This window comes from Abyssisolibacter sp. ZYX002, from assembly GCF_056892235.1.
The window spans coordinates 293,884-309,543 of the sequence record NZ_JARMXH010000005.1 but is presented as its reverse complement, the minus strand read 5'-3'; the positions used below and the strand labels follow the sequence as shown (position 1 = coordinate 309,543).

The window sequence follows — 15,660 nt, the reverse complement described above, 5'->3', positions numbered from 1 at the left end:
TAATTCAAAATAACTCTAGAAACAACTGCCCTCTAGCATCTATTTCTGTTAGCTAAAAAGCTTTTTCCGACAGTCCTTCCTATTTGATAACCAGTTTCTAATACATCTGGATCTTTAGTAAACCTTGATACTTCAAAATCATCTGTAGGAAATATATCATGTATTTTGACATCTTCAGGTGATTGCTTTATAAAATCAATAGCATTGTTATAAGTATCTACTCTTTCATCTAAAGCTCTTTGAACCTCAGGCAAGTTCTTAAACAGTAACCTTACTGCTTTATTGGTAGGTTTAATCTTATAATAAGATGGTTTAGAACGTATCACAACAATCTCCTTAGCTCCTCTATTATAGGCTTCTTTAACTGGTATAGGGTCAGCTAATCCTCCGTCTAAATAACGCACGCCATTAAAGTGTAATTTACTTCTGTATACTACTGGCATTGCGCTAGAAGCTTTTAAACAATTTTCGAGATTATCTTTTTGAGGTTTTAAATATTCTATATTTCCTGTATTGCAGTTAGTTACACCGACTATAAAAGATCTATCTATTTCACTATATATCTGCTCTAAATCTAGAGGATATTTTTCCATTGATTTTTCCCACAACCAATCCAAATCGAAATAATGTCCTCCTTTTATGAATTTTTTTATGCTGATACATTCTTTGCAACCTGTAAATTGCTTGTATATGTGATAATTTCTTTTATAAACTTTTGCCAAATATGATGCTATATTTATTGCTCCTGCTGAAACACCTATGTATATATCAAATGGATTAAATTCTTTTTCTAGAAATATATCAAGAACACCTGCGGCAAAAATACCGCGCATAGCACCTCCTTCTACAACTAATGCTACTTTTTCTTTCTCCATAATAATTCTCACTCCTTATTAGTTACTAGGCAAATAACTCGCTCATTAATATAATAATCTCTAATATAAAAGCAACAAGAATAAATCAATTTATTTGTTTTATCGTTATTATATCTTAAATTACTTTATTTTACAAAACATAATTATATATAAATTTAAGCCTACTAATGAATAGTATTCTCTAAAAATTAAGATAACATAAATCAATTTTTATATTTAAAGATAGAGTATATAAATCAATCAATATTTGGAATTATTGTTATGGATAGCTTCTTTGAAATAATAACTTCTAACGAGCATTAGAAAGAGATAATGACATTGATAAAAAATGTTTTTAAAACCAAAGGACTATGATTTTTTATAGTTTTGAGTATAAATAGAAGAATTTAAGAACTAACTGTATGAGGTGAAATAAATCTAATAAAAATTATTACAAAGGACGATTCTCAGAAAGAATCGTCCTTTTCTTATGGAATTATAGTATAGTAAATAATATTTTCACTAGTTCTTTTTTATTTTCAAGCATTGGAAAATGGCAAGAGTTATGAACTATATGTAAGTCTACTTTTTCTTTTACGCTTTTTGGCCAATTTAACTCATTGATAATTTTTTTTGTGTCACCGCATCCCCTATCTCCATTGATTACATATAACTTACTATTAATATTTTGAATAAGATTTAGAACATTTACATCTATTAATTCTTTTAAAAGCTTTTTTGAATAATTACTTTTATTATTGGACATCATTGTATTTAATCTATATTTTAATTCATCTGGAGTTTTATCAGTAACTAAGTTTTTGAAGAAATCACTTGGTGAAGTGATAAAAGTTTCTACTAAAATTACCTTCTGAATTGTATGAGATCTTATATTTGCTAAGTGTAAGGCGACAAGACCTCCCATACTATGCCCTATTATGTAATCAATATTATCGTCTATGTTCTTATCAATCCATACAGCAAAGTCTTTTAATGAATCAAATTGGGTACATTTGTTTATAGGCCAATCTATATTTTGTATTGTAAAATTATCTTGTAGTTCTTCAACTATTTCATTCCATATCCATGATTCACATGCATATCCACATAAAAACAAAACTTTTTTCATCTTTAGCATTCACCATCCTTTATAGCTCATGTTAATAAAACTGATTATATAAATTATTTATGAAAGTATAACATAAAACAAGAAATTTGTTAAGAATATTATAATACATAGATTAAACGACAACTCGTAACAATATAAAATAAAAAATAGTACAGAGCTATTTTTTATATTTTATAAGACATGATGTTAGAGTAAAATACTTATTAAAGTAGTTTATAGTCAGTAACAATAGATAAATATATGAGTATATAAAAGTTGCATAAATTCTGATTACACTGATGTTTGTCTTAATTAATGTATTATGATATCATATAGTTTCAGGCATAAAAGAAATGGAGGAATTAATATGATTGAATTACCTAACTGTCCAAAATGTAATTCAGAGTATACATATGAAGATGGCAACCTGTTTGTATGTCCAGAGTGTGCTCATGAATGGTCAGAGAGTACTAAAAATGAAGACGAGAAAGCTATTAGAGATGTCAATGGGAATATATTAAACGATGGAGATACAGTTACAGTTATAAAGGACCTTAAAGTAAAAGGAAGTTCATCTGTAATAAAGATAGGTACAAAAGTAAAGAATATACGATTAGTTGAAGGAGACCATGATATAGATTGTAAAATTCCTGGATTTGGTGCAATGAAATTAAAATCTTCAGTAGTAAAAAAAGCATAGAATATACATCATTTAATTAATCAACACTATGTATAATAATACTCATATTATTCTAAATACTATCTATTTATTGAATTAATATAGGAGGTAATGGAATGAAAAAATATGATATTAAGTGTAACTGGAACAAGATGGCGATGGCATATGAAGTTTTCACTAACGCAAGAAATTCTTATAGTAATATGATTGAATGGCCTGCAATAGAAAAACTCATGCCAAATTTAAATAACAAAGTAGTCATTGATTTAGGCTGTGGAACTGGTAGATTTTCATTTTTATTCGAGCAATATAAACCAGTGAAAGTTACAGGTATAGATATTTCTGAAGAAATGATAACCTTAGCCAAAGAGAAAGCCTTAAGCAAAGGATCTAGGGTTAATTTTATAAAAGGAGACATAGAAAATCTTTCGCAGATAGACACAAATAGCGTAGATTTAGTGTTCTCATCTACGGTGCTACATTACTTGAAGGATTTGAACTCTTTTATGAAGGAAGTACATAGAATACTTAAAATAGGTGGTATTTGTATATTATCAGTTATTCACCCTGTTTATTCTGCTCAATATCCTCTAAAACATAAGGACGGAGCTTTTCCAAAAGACGAAGAGTGGAAAGTTAGGTATTTATGTAAGAGTGAAAGAACATATATACAACCATGGATAGAATACAATTCTGACATAGACAACTTCTTATCAAGTAGTTATCATCATACAATGGGGGATTATATAAACAGTATCATAAGAGCAGGGTTTATATTAAAAGAATTTGTAGAGCCTATGCCTCCAATAGAGTGGAAACAAGGAAATAAGGTAAGATATGAAGGATTTTTGGATACACCAACTTATGGAATATTTGAGCTTCAAAAATAGAAAAGAACCCAAGTGTCAGATTAAAGATGCTTGAGTTCTTTTTAACATAGCCATGTAGTTAAACATTATGTATGTATTTTTTTCTAGTCTGCTTATAAAGACTATTAGCTATTATAGTAATAATTACAATAAATCCTCCTAAGAGTGCATATTTCCCTGGCGCTTCTTTTGTAATCAAAAATACCCAAAAAGGGTTAAGTAAAGGCTCGATAACAGGTATAAGAACTGCTTCAATAGCAGAAACGTACTTTATTGCTACGCTATATAATATGTACGATATCCCTAGTTGAAAAACACCTAATATTATTATGTAAATAATAGTTTTTGTAGTTACAGATGATGCGAAAAAGTAAGGAATACCACCTATAAAAACTAAGATATTTCCCCAGAAAGTCATTTCTACTGGAGAGCTCTTTTTTTGAAGCTTTAAAAAGATTATAACAAATGCCATAGCTACACCACTTAGAAGTGCTATACAGTTGCCTAGAGTATTTCCACGGTCTAAATCGCCAACAAAAAATAGTGACATTCCAAGTAGAACGATTATGATGGTCAGCCAATCTGATTTTAATATTTTTTCTTTTAGAAAACATCTAGAGAATAGCGCTATCCATATAGGGGCTGTAAATTGTAATAGTATTGCATTAGCAGAAGTAGTGAACTTATTAGCAGTTACAAAAAGAATTGTGAGCATAGCATATGCGCATGCACCTAAAAATTTATATTTGCATACTGTTTTTGAAGGCCTTTTTATATAAAAAAGCATTACAATAGAAGCAATAGCACTACGACCGCTGGCTATAGCCATAGGATGCCAATCAATTAGCTTAATAAATAAACCGCCGATACTCCATAAAATTGAGGCTAGTACAAGATAAAATATAGCTTTATTTCTATTCATTTTCATTAGTAGTCCCTCCTTAGTTGAAAAATAAAAAACTTAAAAGACATAATTATTATATATAAATTATAAGCAGTAAACAACTAATTAAGGAGATATAAATCGTTGGTTATTATATTGTATCAATACAAAAAGAGACTGACCGTTAGTCAATCTCATCTTATTTATTCTATATAGTTTTTAAGAAACATTGTTTACCGTCAATACTACTCTTTTCAAATCCCATTTTGGTCAAATATTTCGTGTGTTCATTTTCAGTTGAAAAACATATGAGTTTAGAATATCCTTTTTTAACAAAATAGTCTCTGTTTTGACCAAATATAAAAGATGCTATTTTAAAATCTCTGTATTCAGGGACAACAAAATCAAGATTTACTCTAAGCGTATTGTTATTGTAGCGTGAGCCTATAAATAATCCTGCATGGATCATGTTACGTAATATATAAAAACTTATGTCAGAATTATCAATATCAATTTTTGTTTCAGAGTATTTTTCAATATCATCTTTATAAAAGTTTAAAAAGTTCTTAAAATACAGTGAATCGTTTTCAATAGGCAATATTTTAAAGTATTCCTTTGAACGGTATATTTTAAATAAATAATAAATATTAATGAAAGCAATTCCTAAGTTCATAAATCCAACAGGCAGAGCATTTATAAGAAAACCGTATAATGAAAACAATAAAGCACCTATAAGATTAATCCATCTAAGTTTTAGGATAGAACTCATCAATAATGATATCAATACAATAAGTGAAGCTAAATATCCTAGCCATTCTAGCCAATTTTCCACTCGAAAAACTCCTTTCTAAGTAATATAGGACTGCCTTCAATATTATACCTTAAAAACGTATAATGATGCAAGAAATTAAAAAATTTACATAATTATAATCGTCGATTCAAACATAAAATATACCGTTAGAGTGTTAGATTATAATTTGAAATCAATGTGTTGTTTAGATATAATAGTATAAAAATAATAGCAGAGAAAAGAGGGAAAATAACTTGAGAAAAGGAAAGCTATATGGAGTGGGAATAGGATGCGGAGATCCAGAGTTATTAACAGTTAAGGCTACAAAAATACTTAAATCAGCAGATATTATAATATGTCCTTATAAAGAAAATAAAAATAGTTTTGCATTGGAAATAGCAAAAGATTATATAAACAAAAAGGCACAAATTCTAAGGTTACTTTTTCCTATGACGTATGAGCATGAAGAACTACAAAAGAGATGGGAAGAAAATGCGCTTTTAATAGCTCAAAAAGTCAAAGAAGGTAATGTAGTAGCGTTTATAACGCTAGGAGATCCAACAGTATATAGCACATATATGTATATAATGCCATTCATAAAAAAACAAAATATAGAGGTGGAGACGATACCTGGAGTCACATCTTTTTGCTCGGTAGCAAGTAGCGTAAATACACCAATTTCTAAATGGGAAGAGAACTTTTGTATAGTCCCATTAAGAAAAGGAGTAGACAATAATTTATCAAGTGCACTAGACAATTTTGATAATATTATAGTAATGAAACCATCAAATAATTGTGTACAACTCGCGGAAGAATTAATTAAGCGTAATTTAGAGAATAATTTTGTTTTAGTGTCAAAATGCGGGACTAGTGAAGAAGAAGTAATAAGAGATATAGAAGTAATTAAGTCAAAGAAAATACCTTATTTTTCAACAATGTTAATAAAAAAGAAGATAAATATTTAATATTTTAGGGTGTGAAAAGTATGAAGATTAAAATTGGAGAAATGTCAAAACTTTTCAATATAAGTATACATACGCTTAGGTATTATGATGAAATAGGGCTTTTAAAACCTAGTACAGTGGATAAAAAAACAGGCTATAGATATTATGATGAGTATTGTTTATACAGGCTAACTAAAATAAAAGCATTAAAATCAATTGGAGTACCTTTAAAAAAAATACAACATTTATTACAAGGCACAATAGAAGAAGTGGAAGATTCCTTTAAGCTTATTAGAGAAGAAGTGAATAAAAAAATTAATAGGCTAAATCAAGTTGCGAGTTATCTAGATGAGCAACTAATGGAAATGAAGCAATCAAGAGAAGGCACTTGTTATATAAAGCCACAAATAATTGAAATACCAAGAAGAGAAGGACATATTATTGATGTGAACGATAATACTAGTTTACTAGAAATAATAAGAACTATATCCGAATTTGAGAAAAAGAATGATACAAATGCAGATATATTTTATATACCAACAAGGTTGATGCAGATAAACGAAAAAGGGGTTAGAAGTTTGCGAAATTATCTTGCTGTAAAAAGAAATGGTTTATACTACAGTTACAATGATGTCTATATATTAGATGAAGGAATGTATGGCGTGATAGACCACATTGGTTACGATAAACCAATAGAAAGTAGCTATAAAAAGTTGCTGGAATATATCAAAGACAAAGGTATGAAGATTAAAGATACGGCAATAGAGGTGTTAGTTATTAACTCTTGTGTTACAGACAATGCAGAAAAGAGAAGGACTCAGATACAAATTCTTTTAAAGTAGTTAAGAAGATGAAGTTCCTAACATAGAAATATAGAGAGCATTTGAAATAAATACTCTCTTTAGATTGATGACAAAGTCATCAAAATAACAGGGTATAGTAAGAGTTCAATTTTAACAACAACGCAGAAATTGGACTTTTGTCTACAACCTGAAAAGAGCATTTTAAATAAATGCTCTTTTAATAATATAAAAGGGTGTATTATTAACAGTCTTTAGATTCTACCTTATTACTAGGGAAATCTATACCATTAATCCAAGTAAAACCATAAGACAATAAGCTTTCTATAAAAGATTTGTTGCCAGTACAAGACCAATTTGCTCTATAATGTAACCCAAAGTACCTCTGAGCCATATTGATATGGCCAGCTTCCTTTATACCATTGACCATATTTTCTGCGTACTCTTTTCCGCCAATATCATTAGCAACTTCATAAATCTCAGCTAGTTTACCTTCGGTCATAGGTAAAGTTCTATAATCATATTTTTCGTCTTGAAGTTGTTTTAGTCTTTCTATATCCAAATCTTTGTATTTTTCTTCATGTACAATTGCTTCTATACCAAGCTTGTTTGCAGGTTTTGGATATTTAGTAGGATAGCCAAGGCTCAATAAAACAACTGGGAAAACACCTTCTGGGATATCGAAGATCGATTTAAGCTCCATAAAACAACTTTCAACAGTCCCTATATATACAGAACCAAGACCTACAGAATCAGCAGCAGTACATATATTTTGTGCTGTTATAATAGTATCTTGTAATGCTATCCAAAAGTGTCTGTAGCTATTTGTGGCTACAAAAGGAGCATTACATGCTCTAGCCCATTGACCTATTCTATGCCAGTCTACACAGAACAATAGATTAACAGGAGCATTTGATACAATTGGTTGCATATCACATTCGTCAACCAACCTATCTTTTGTAGATTTTTCGGTTATTTTAATTATAGAGTAAGGTTGTAGATTCCCACCAGTAGCACCATGTATACCTGCCATTAAAACTTCATCTAAAACATTTTTAGGTATTTCTTTGTCCTTAAAAGACCTACAACTAGCACGCTCATGAAGTAGCCTCATAGTTTCATTTGAGTATTTAGTAGTCATATTTCATCCTCCCAATATTTTATTATATGTTAAGTATAAACTATAGAGTAACTCTAGAGTCAAGATAAAAATTATAAATATTGACAAGAAGAGATTTAATATATAAAATATAGGTAACTAGTTACTCATACAGGGGGGGTGATACTATTAGCGAAAAGAAGGCTTATATATTTGGCTCTATTTTCTTGTTTTCTAATTTGCTTCAAAAGGCTGGAGACAAGTTATTTGATGAAGTCACAGTAAAACAGTGGATATTACTTGCGTCAATATTAAAAAGTGGAGTAAAAGAACCTACATTATCAGAGATAGCAGATATAAATGGTTATAGTAGACAAAATGTAAAAAAACTCACTAAAATATTAGAAGAAAAAGAATTCATACAATTCAAAAAGGATGCAAAGGATAATAGAGTTTTACGAGTTCAGATTACTGATAAATGCATAGCATATCTAAAAAGTAGATATGTAAAGGAACAAGCATTTATAAAAGATATGTATAGAGGTATAACAGATGAAGAAGTTGATGATATGTATCAAACAATGAAAAAATTAGAACAAAATATATCAGATTTAAGTGAAGAGGGGTGATTAGTATGACGTTTAAAAAATTATTGTTGGGTATCTTTATACTAGCAATATTAATAATAATATATATTAAGTTACCATTTTCAAAGACAAGAAAAGAGTTTGAAAGTAAGGTATTAATGCTTCTAGAAGAATCTTTACCACAAAATCGTAAAATTACTAAGGATGATATAAATGAATTACCAGAAGTGCTTCAAAAATACCTTGTAAACAATGGTCTTTGCGATATAGGTGATGCAGGAACAATAATTTTTATGTTTTACGAAGCTGATTTTAAAATGGGTAGAGGTAAAGATAAATTAAAGATTGAACATGCAGTCTATAATTTTTTGAGAACTAATTCAAGATGCGCTATTATAAATACAACCAAATACGGTTTACCATTTGAGGGAATAGATGAATATATTATTGGAAGAGGTAGAATGAAAGGAATTATTGCTAAGCATATTACTCTTTTTGATGTAACCGGCAAAGATATGGACAAGAGCGCATTAGTAACATATCTAGCAGAGAGTATATTCCATCCAAGTGGTTTATTAAAATCAAACATTGATTTTAGACAGTTAGATAATTATAGTGTTGAAGCTACTATAACAAATCGTGGACAGTCAGCAACAGGTGTATTCTATTTTAACGAAAGATATGAAATGACAAGCTTTAAAGCAAAAAGATTTTCGGATGAAACAAAATCATACGAGGATTGGGAAGTAATTGCATCTGATTATAAAAGAGAAAAAAATATTAATAGACCAACAAGGTTACAGGCAAAATGGCATTATAAAGATGGCGAGTTACTTTATTTTGATAGCACAAATTTTAGTATACAAAGCTTGTAACTATTAAGATGACAGTTATGGCAATATCAAATAGAAAATATATAAAGCGTATATTGTAGTTATGTGATATAATTAACACTAATTATTAAGAGGTTAAATTGGATGGAGAGTTTATTAGAATGATAAATAAAGAAATGCGTTTGCGAATGAGAAAGCAATATATTAAAATTGCTAAGAAAATCTTAATAAATGAAGGTGCAAAAGCTGTTACAGCTAGGAGACTAGGCAAAGAAATGGATTATTCATATGCTACTGTCTATAATTATTTTGATAGTATAGAAAATCTTCTATGGCATGTAGCTATAAGTTTTGGAGATGATTACATAAAACAGTTTCAAGACTATAATAGCGACAAAGATTATAATGTAGAAGATTTAGTAACACTGTTTATGCGATATATTGAGTATCATTTCAAAAATCCTAATATTTTCAAATTTTATTTAAATCCAATGCAATCTAAACCTTCAAATGAAATAATAAATAGTATAAAAGCTATAGAGGTAAATGAGATAGTGTTAAAAGTTATAACTAGCATAATGCATGAGAATGAGCCTTCTAATAAGTCTAAAATGATGACACATATAATAACTAGTTCAGTTTATGGCATGTTGACACTGCATTTTGGTAATATAATGGTGCTAACTCAAGATCAAATAAGAGAGTTAGTTAAGCAAGAGATTTTATTTATTTTAGAAGAATATAAACAATAAAAGAGCTATTAGCCCTTTTATTGTTTATTGATACTATCCATAATACCAAAAGCTAGCTTTAGAGACATCATAGCATCATCTATCCCTTGTACTGTAATAGTGTTACTGTTACAACACTCAAGGACATGTTTGATTGATTTCTTATAGCAATTGGAGCTTAGTATAGGTATATCCTTTTTTTCATTATTAGTAAATAAGATTAAAGAGGTTTCAGTTTTATCAGTGTAGCCATCTTCAAAATATTTTATAGCTCCTTTATCAAAGATAGCTTCATACTCTACGGTAAACGGTGAATGATTAGGCATCATTGATGAGGCTTTGACTGATACAATAGTGTCATCATATTTAAGTAATGATGATACATTTGATTTACCAGGATTTAAGCTATTACCATATGCACTGATATTTTTAGGCATTCCCAATAACCATGTCACAAAGTCAAGCTCATGTAACATAAAATTGGTTACTATGTTTTCAAGTCCTAGGTTTCCCCATAAAGGAGGCGTTTTTCTACTTATGTTCAATACCTTAAGCTTTCCAAGAGAGTTATTCAAAGTAGTTTCATATAAATACTGATATGGATATTCGTGTTTTATAAACTGATTGACAAATATTTTTTTATTATACTTTTTCTCAGCTTTCTTCATTGATAGTATTTCGTCCATATGCAAACTTAAAGGGGTTTCGCAAAACACATGTTTTCCATGTTTTAAAGCTTTAACAACGTATTCTTTGTGTAGAGAACTAGGAAGACATATGTCTACTAGATCTATATTATCATCATGAATTATATCATCTATATTTGGGGTAGTTTTTATATTTAGTTCTTTTCTAATCCCAAGAAGCTTTTCTTCATCTCTTCCAAATATTGTTATAAAATTTTGCTTGTCTAATTCTCTATAAAGACGAGCGTGATACCTTCCAAAACCAGTTCCTAATATGCCTATATTCACATTATCACTCCTTAAATTAAATATAACAATAGTATAACATATATTGTTGACAACATTATGTCATATATATATAATTATTTGTGATAAGGAGATGAGAGTATGAGGGTGCATAGACTAATTTCAATACTTCTATTGATAGAATCAAGAGGTAAAGTAAAAGCAAAGGAAATAGCACAGAAATTCGAGATATCTGAGAGGACGGTATATAGAGATATAGATGCGTTATGTGAAGCAGGAATACCAGTGGTAACAACGACTGGGCCAAATGGAGGCATATACTTAATAGATGAATATACGGTAGGGTTAAAAAATTTCAACGAAGAAGATATACTAAATATGCATCTAATAGGAAAAGGAATTAAGCCAGATAAAAATACAGATATGGCACTCAAAATAAATAATACGCTCTTAAAGCTTCAAAAAAAGACCTCTTTGAAGCAAAGAGAGCGAATTAATATTATCGAGCAAAGATTTTATTTTGATGAAAAGCCTTGGTGGGGGAATGCATCAAGAATAAAAAATGTTAACAATATACTAAATGGGGTTTTTAAATCAAAACCACTTAACATAAAATACAAGAAGTTTTCAGGAGAAATATCTGAAAGAAAAATACTACCATATGGGATAGTAGTAAAAAAAGATGAATGGTACTTAATAGCATATTGTACAAAAAGCAAGGATATAAGGACATTTAAATGCGAGAGAATAATTGAAGATGTGTTGCAAGAAGAAAACTTTACTATGCCTAAAGGTTTTTCAATAATAGAATATTGGAATACATCAAAGAAACGGTTTAAAGATATGTGTGAGCAAAGAGAAATTTATCCGGTTGTAGTAAAAGTCAAAAAAGATAAAATTTGTACATTGAATTTTTTCGAGGTAATAAGCAAAAAACATATTGATGATGAATATATAGAAGTGACTATTGATATGAAAAATAGCGAATATGCTAAGAATAACATATCAATGATAATAAGTTGTGAGATATTAAGCCCTATAGAAATTAGAATGTTTGCTAAGAATGAAATTAAAAATATTCTTTTATTATATGAAAAGTAAGTATTATAGTTCAATTTAAGGCTTACATTTTTTAATTAGAAATGAAGTACTAGGTAAAGATAAGAGAATAGTTTATTAGAATTAATTATATAGGTGGTTTTTTATTTATACGATTTACAATAATAAGTTTTACAAATTTCTTTAGCTCTTGAGTATATTAGTGATATAATATTGTAGACTATATACTAAGCTTGAATTAATCATAGAATAATCAGTAAATACAACATATTTATGTAGTTCATGAATTTTTCAGGTTAAACTATAATTTGGGTGGTTAAACAATGAATGAAATAATTATTCGGTTAAACAAAAAATACAAAAATAGGATTAATAAAGGATACCCTTTAATAGAGAAGGATTATATAACAGAGAAACACAAATTAAAAGAAGAAGGAAGCATAATCAAATTTATAGATGATAACAAGAGATTTATAGCTAAGGGATACTATGGAAAGCAAAACAAGGGTATAGGATGGATATTAACGCTTAATCAAAATCAACCTATAAATCAAGAATTTTTTTTAAAGACTATAGCAAGAGCTATAAACTATAGAAAAGAATTATATAGAGATAAAAACACAACAGCATTTAGAGTGTTTAATGGTGAAGGTGACGGTGTAGGCGGGTTTACTATAGATTATTATGCTGGTTATTATCTAATAAATTGGTATAGTAAAGGTATCTACGAATTCAAAGAGCTTATTATAAATTCACTTAAAGAGTTAGAAGACTATAAAGGAATATATCAGAAGAAGAGATACAAGACAGGTGGCAAGTATATTGAGGAAGATGATTTTGTATGTGGAGAAAGAGCAGAAGATAGAATAATAGTTAAAGAAAATGGTGTGAATTTTGCTGTATATTTAAATGATGGTGCAATGGTAGGGTTCTTTATAGACCAAAGAGAAGTCAGAAAAGCGATAAGGGACAAATACTCAAAAGGTAAATCAGTACTCAATACATTTTCATATACAGGTGCTTTTTCAGTATTTAGTGCTTTAGGTGGAGCTATCAAGACAACAAGTGTAGATTTAGCAAATAGGAGTAGGAATAGAACTATAGAACAGTTTGATATAAATAATATTGATATACAAGAACAAGATATAATAGTAGAAGATATTTTCAAATATTTCAAATATGCTTTAAGAAAAGAACTGAAATTTGATATGGTGATATTAGACCCACCGAGTTTTGCCAAGTCGAAAAAGTATACATTTAGTGCTTCAAAGGATTACAAGGATTTGGTAAAACAAGCTATACAGATAACTAACAAAAATGGAATAATAGTAGCATCATCAAATTGTAGCTCGTTTAATATGGATAGGTTTTTGAGGTTTATACATGATGCTTTTAAAGAATCAAATAAGAAATATGAAATATTAGAAAAGTTCTCTCTGCCTAAAGATTTTAAGACAATTAAGCAGTATAAAGAGGGAGATTATTTAAAGGTAGTAATATTAACACTTGTAGGGTAATAATGTTAGCTTCAAGGTGGTTGGTTGATATTTTCTTTGAGGAATGCTTTGTGAGATTGAAAGCATAAGTTCTTTGTTATATTTTGCTGATTGGTGAGAATCATACCCTAATTTCTTACTGACTCCATAGAGCACTTATTTCTAATATAGAAAGAAACACTACTCTTACAGGGTTAAGAAAAAATGCTTCCCACATGAAGTAACGAGATACATTGTAAAGCATGACCATAGTTCTTCTTTATTCTTTGGACTTTGTATAGAATTTATTAAATTATCAATTTTGATTACAAAAATTAAGCAGTTTCCTGAGGGATATTAACCTAAGAAAACTGCTATAAGTTCTAAATATTAATCTTGTATAGAAGTTTCATGCAAGACGATACCTTCATTTCTTTCGGTAACATGTCTGATAGACCATTCATTTTGGAATAGTAAAACAGGTTCTTTGCTTTCGTTTTCCACTATCATAGAGTCCATAGGTAGTGAGAAATTACTAGTATCATAAGTATTTGGCTGTATCCAACGTATATAGCGATAAGGTAGATTTTCCCTTATTATATCAGCTCCGTACTCATTTTTAAGTCTATATTCTAGCACTTCAAATTGAAGAACACCAACGACACCAACTATCAATTCTTCCATACCGATATTAGGTCTTTTGTAGACTTGTATAGTTCCTTCTTCAGCAAGTTGTGAGATGCCCTTTAGAAACTGCTTTCGTTTCATAGAATTCTTGGTGTATATCTTAGCAAAATGTTCAGGTGCAAATTGTGGAATATTCTTATATTTAAGATCACCCTGTTTTTCACTAAGGGTGTCTCCTATATTAAATATTCCTGGGTCATGTATACCTATTATATCTCCGGGATAAGCTTTATCTACTATAGCTCTATCTTGAGCAAGGAATTGTTGTGGTTGAGATAACCTTACTTTTTTATTTTTTTGTACGTGGTTTACGAGCATACCTTTTTCAAATTCGCCTGAGCATATTCTTAAAAAGGCAATCCTGTCTCTATGAGCAGGGTTCATATTTGCTTGTATCTTGAATATAAAGCCTGAAAAATTATCTGATTCAGGATCAATATCACCAGCATTACTAGGCCTTGCTTTAGGTGGAGTAGTAATATTTAAAAATTCCTTTAAGAACGGCTCAACTCCAAAATTGGTCAATGCACTACCAAAAAACATAGGTGTAAGTTCGCCTTTGAGTATCTTGTTTATGTCAAAGTTATCTCCAGCTATGTCGAGTAGCTCAATATCATCACGTAGCTTTCCTACTATATCATTACCTAAAGTATTGCTAATATCTTCATCATCTAAATTACCTGTGATAACTTTAGCTATAGATTGACCGTGATTACCGTCATTGAATAACTCTAGTTGCTTTTGCTCACGGTTATAAACTCCTTTGAAGTTACCATCAGTACCTATAGGCCAATTGATAGGACATGAACGAATTCCAAGAACCTTTTCGATATCTTCCATCAACTCAAAAGGATCTTTTCCTGTTCTGTCCATTTTATTTATAAATGTGAAGATTGGAATACCTCTCATTTTACATACTTGGAATAGCTTTTTGGTTTGATCCTCGACACCTTTAGCGCAATCTATAACCATTACAGCGCTATCTGCTGCCATAAGTGTTCTATACGTATCTTCACTAAAGTCTTGATGACCAGGTGTATCTAATATATTGATACAATAGTTATCATAATTAAACTGCAAAACACTAGAAGTAACTGAAATACCTCTTTTTTTCTCTATTTCCATCCAGTCAGAAACTGCATGTTTATTAGAGCGTCTTGATTTAACAGAGCCAGCTGATCTTATAGCGCCACCGTACAATAATAATTTCTCTGTCAAAGTAGTCTTGCCTGCATCAGGATGAGATATAATAGCGAAGGTTCTTCTCCTTTTAACCTCATCTTTAAAACTAAAAATTTTATCTTCTGACATCCTTTACCTTCCTTATCTT

At 29.6% G+C, this 15,660-nt stretch carries 16 protein-coding genes; 9 read left to right on the top strand and 7 right to left on the bottom strand.

Annotated elements, in window-relative coordinates:
- Positions 1-32: 32 nt before the first annotated feature.
- Together P3X86_RS15920 and P3X86_RS15915 are read right to left on the bottom strand one after the other, a co-directional pair.
- Positions 33-875, bottom strand: a complete 843-nt coding sequence (locus tag P3X86_RS15920) for a patatin-like phospholipase family protein (protein ID WP_483293706.1) — start codon at positions 873-875, stop codon at positions 33-35.
- 475 nt (positions 876-1,350) lie between these two features.
- Positions 1,351-1,983, bottom strand: a complete 633-nt coding sequence (locus P3X86_RS15915) for an alpha/beta fold hydrolase (protein WP_483293705.1) — start codon at positions 1,981-1,983, stop codon at positions 1,351-1,353.
- Positions 1,984-2,329: 346 nt separating this feature from the next.
- On the opposite strand from P3X86_RS15915, the gene P3X86_RS15910 reads away from it, so the two are divergent.
- Positions 2,330-2,662 carry a zinc ribbon domain-containing protein YjdM gene (locus P3X86_RS15910; protein ID WP_483293704.1) on the top strand — a complete coding sequence of 111 codons (333 nt, stop codon included), beginning with the start codon at positions 2,330-2,332 and terminating at the stop codon, positions 2,660-2,662.
- A 95-nt stretch (positions 2,663-2,757) separates the two neighbouring features.
- The gene (locus tag P3X86_RS15905; protein ID WP_483293703.1) at positions 2,758-3,531 is read left to right on the top strand and encodes a class I SAM-dependent methyltransferase; all 774 of its coding nucleotides are present in this window, start codon (positions 2,758-2,760) and stop codon (positions 3,529-3,531) included.
- Between the two features lie 58 nt (positions 3,532-3,589).
- On the opposite strand, the gene P3X86_RS15900 is transcribed toward P3X86_RS15905, so the two are convergent.
- Both P3X86_RS15900 and P3X86_RS15895 read right to left on the bottom strand, forming a co-directional pair.
- Positions 3,590-4,438, bottom strand: a complete 849-nt coding sequence (locus tag P3X86_RS15900; RefSeq protein ID WP_483293702.1) for a DMT family transporter — start codon at positions 4,436-4,438, stop codon at positions 3,590-3,592.
- 163 nt (positions 4,439-4,601) lie between these two features.
- Positions 4,602-5,225, bottom strand: coding sequence for a hypothetical protein (locus tag P3X86_RS15895; protein WP_483293701.1), 624 nt, complete (start codon positions 5,223-5,225; stop codon positions 4,602-4,604).
- A gap of 212 nt (positions 5,226-5,437) precedes the next feature.
- Here P3X86_RS15895 and cobI point away from each other — a divergent pair, with 212 nt between their 5' ends.
- Together cobI and P3X86_RS15885 are read left to right on the top strand one after the other, a co-directional pair.
- Positions 5,438-6,148, top strand: coding sequence for a precorrin-2 C(20)-methyltransferase (gene cobI, locus P3X86_RS15890; protein ID WP_483293700.1), 711 nt, complete (start codon positions 5,438-5,440; stop codon positions 6,146-6,148).
- Between the two features lie 20 nt (positions 6,149-6,168).
- A complete protein-coding gene (locus tag P3X86_RS15885; protein WP_483293699.1) occupies positions 6,169-6,969 on the top strand; it encodes a MerR family transcriptional regulator in 801 nt (266 codons plus the stop codon).
- Positions 6,970-7,171: 202 nt separating this feature from the next.
- Here the strand turns inward: P3X86_RS15885 and P3X86_RS15880 are convergent, their stop codons facing one another.
- Complete coding sequence (locus P3X86_RS15880; protein ID WP_483293698.1) at positions 7,172-8,068, bottom strand: nitroreductase family protein; 897 nt, start codon at positions 8,066-8,068, stop codon at positions 7,172-7,174.
- 185 nt (positions 8,069-8,253) lie between these two features.
- Here P3X86_RS15880 and P3X86_RS15875 point away from each other — a divergent pair, with 185 nt between their 5' ends.
- The 3 genes from P3X86_RS15875 to P3X86_RS15865 all read left to right on the top strand — a co-directional run bounded on the left by P3X86_RS15875 (position 8,254) and on the right by P3X86_RS15865 (position 10,198).
- Entirely contained in the window at positions 8,254-8,655 is a 402-nt protein-coding gene (locus tag P3X86_RS15875; protein ID WP_483293697.1) for a MarR family winged helix-turn-helix transcriptional regulator, read from the top strand.
- A gap of 5 nt (positions 8,656-8,660) precedes the next feature.
- Complete coding sequence (locus P3X86_RS15870; RefSeq protein WP_483293696.1) at positions 8,661-9,488, top strand: DUF6544 family protein; 828 nt, start codon at positions 8,661-8,663, stop codon at positions 9,486-9,488.
- Between the two features lie 119 nt (positions 9,489-9,607).
- Positions 9,608-10,198 (top strand): TetR/AcrR family transcriptional regulator, encoded by a 591-nt coding sequence (locus tag P3X86_RS15865; protein WP_483293695.1) that lies wholly within the window; start codon positions 9,608-9,610, stop codon positions 10,196-10,198.
- A 17-nt stretch (positions 10,199-10,215) separates the two neighbouring features.
- On the opposite strand, the gene P3X86_RS15860 is transcribed toward P3X86_RS15865, so the two are convergent.
- Entirely contained in the window at positions 10,216-11,151 is a 936-nt protein-coding gene (locus tag P3X86_RS15860) for a Gfo/Idh/MocA family protein (protein WP_483293694.1), read from the bottom strand.
- A gap of 99 nt (positions 11,152-11,250) precedes the next feature.
- Here P3X86_RS15860 and P3X86_RS15855 point away from each other — a divergent pair, with 99 nt between their 5' ends.
- Positions 11,251-12,210 (top strand): helix-turn-helix transcriptional regulator, encoded by a 960-nt coding sequence (locus tag P3X86_RS15855; RefSeq protein WP_483293693.1) that lies wholly within the window; start codon positions 11,251-11,253, stop codon positions 12,208-12,210.
- A 281-nt stretch (positions 12,211-12,491) separates the two neighbouring features.
- Entirely contained in the window at positions 12,492-13,685 is a 1,194-nt protein-coding gene (locus P3X86_RS15850) for a class I SAM-dependent rRNA methyltransferase (protein WP_483293692.1), read from the top strand.
- A 348-nt stretch (positions 13,686-14,033) separates the two neighbouring features.
- Here P3X86_RS15850 and P3X86_RS15845 read toward each other — a convergent pair whose 3' ends face one another.
- Positions 14,034-15,641, bottom strand: a complete 1,608-nt coding sequence (locus tag P3X86_RS15845; RefSeq protein ID WP_483293691.1) for a peptide chain release factor 3 — start codon at positions 15,639-15,641, stop codon at positions 14,034-14,036.
- Positions 15,642-15,660 lie beyond the last annotated feature (19 nt).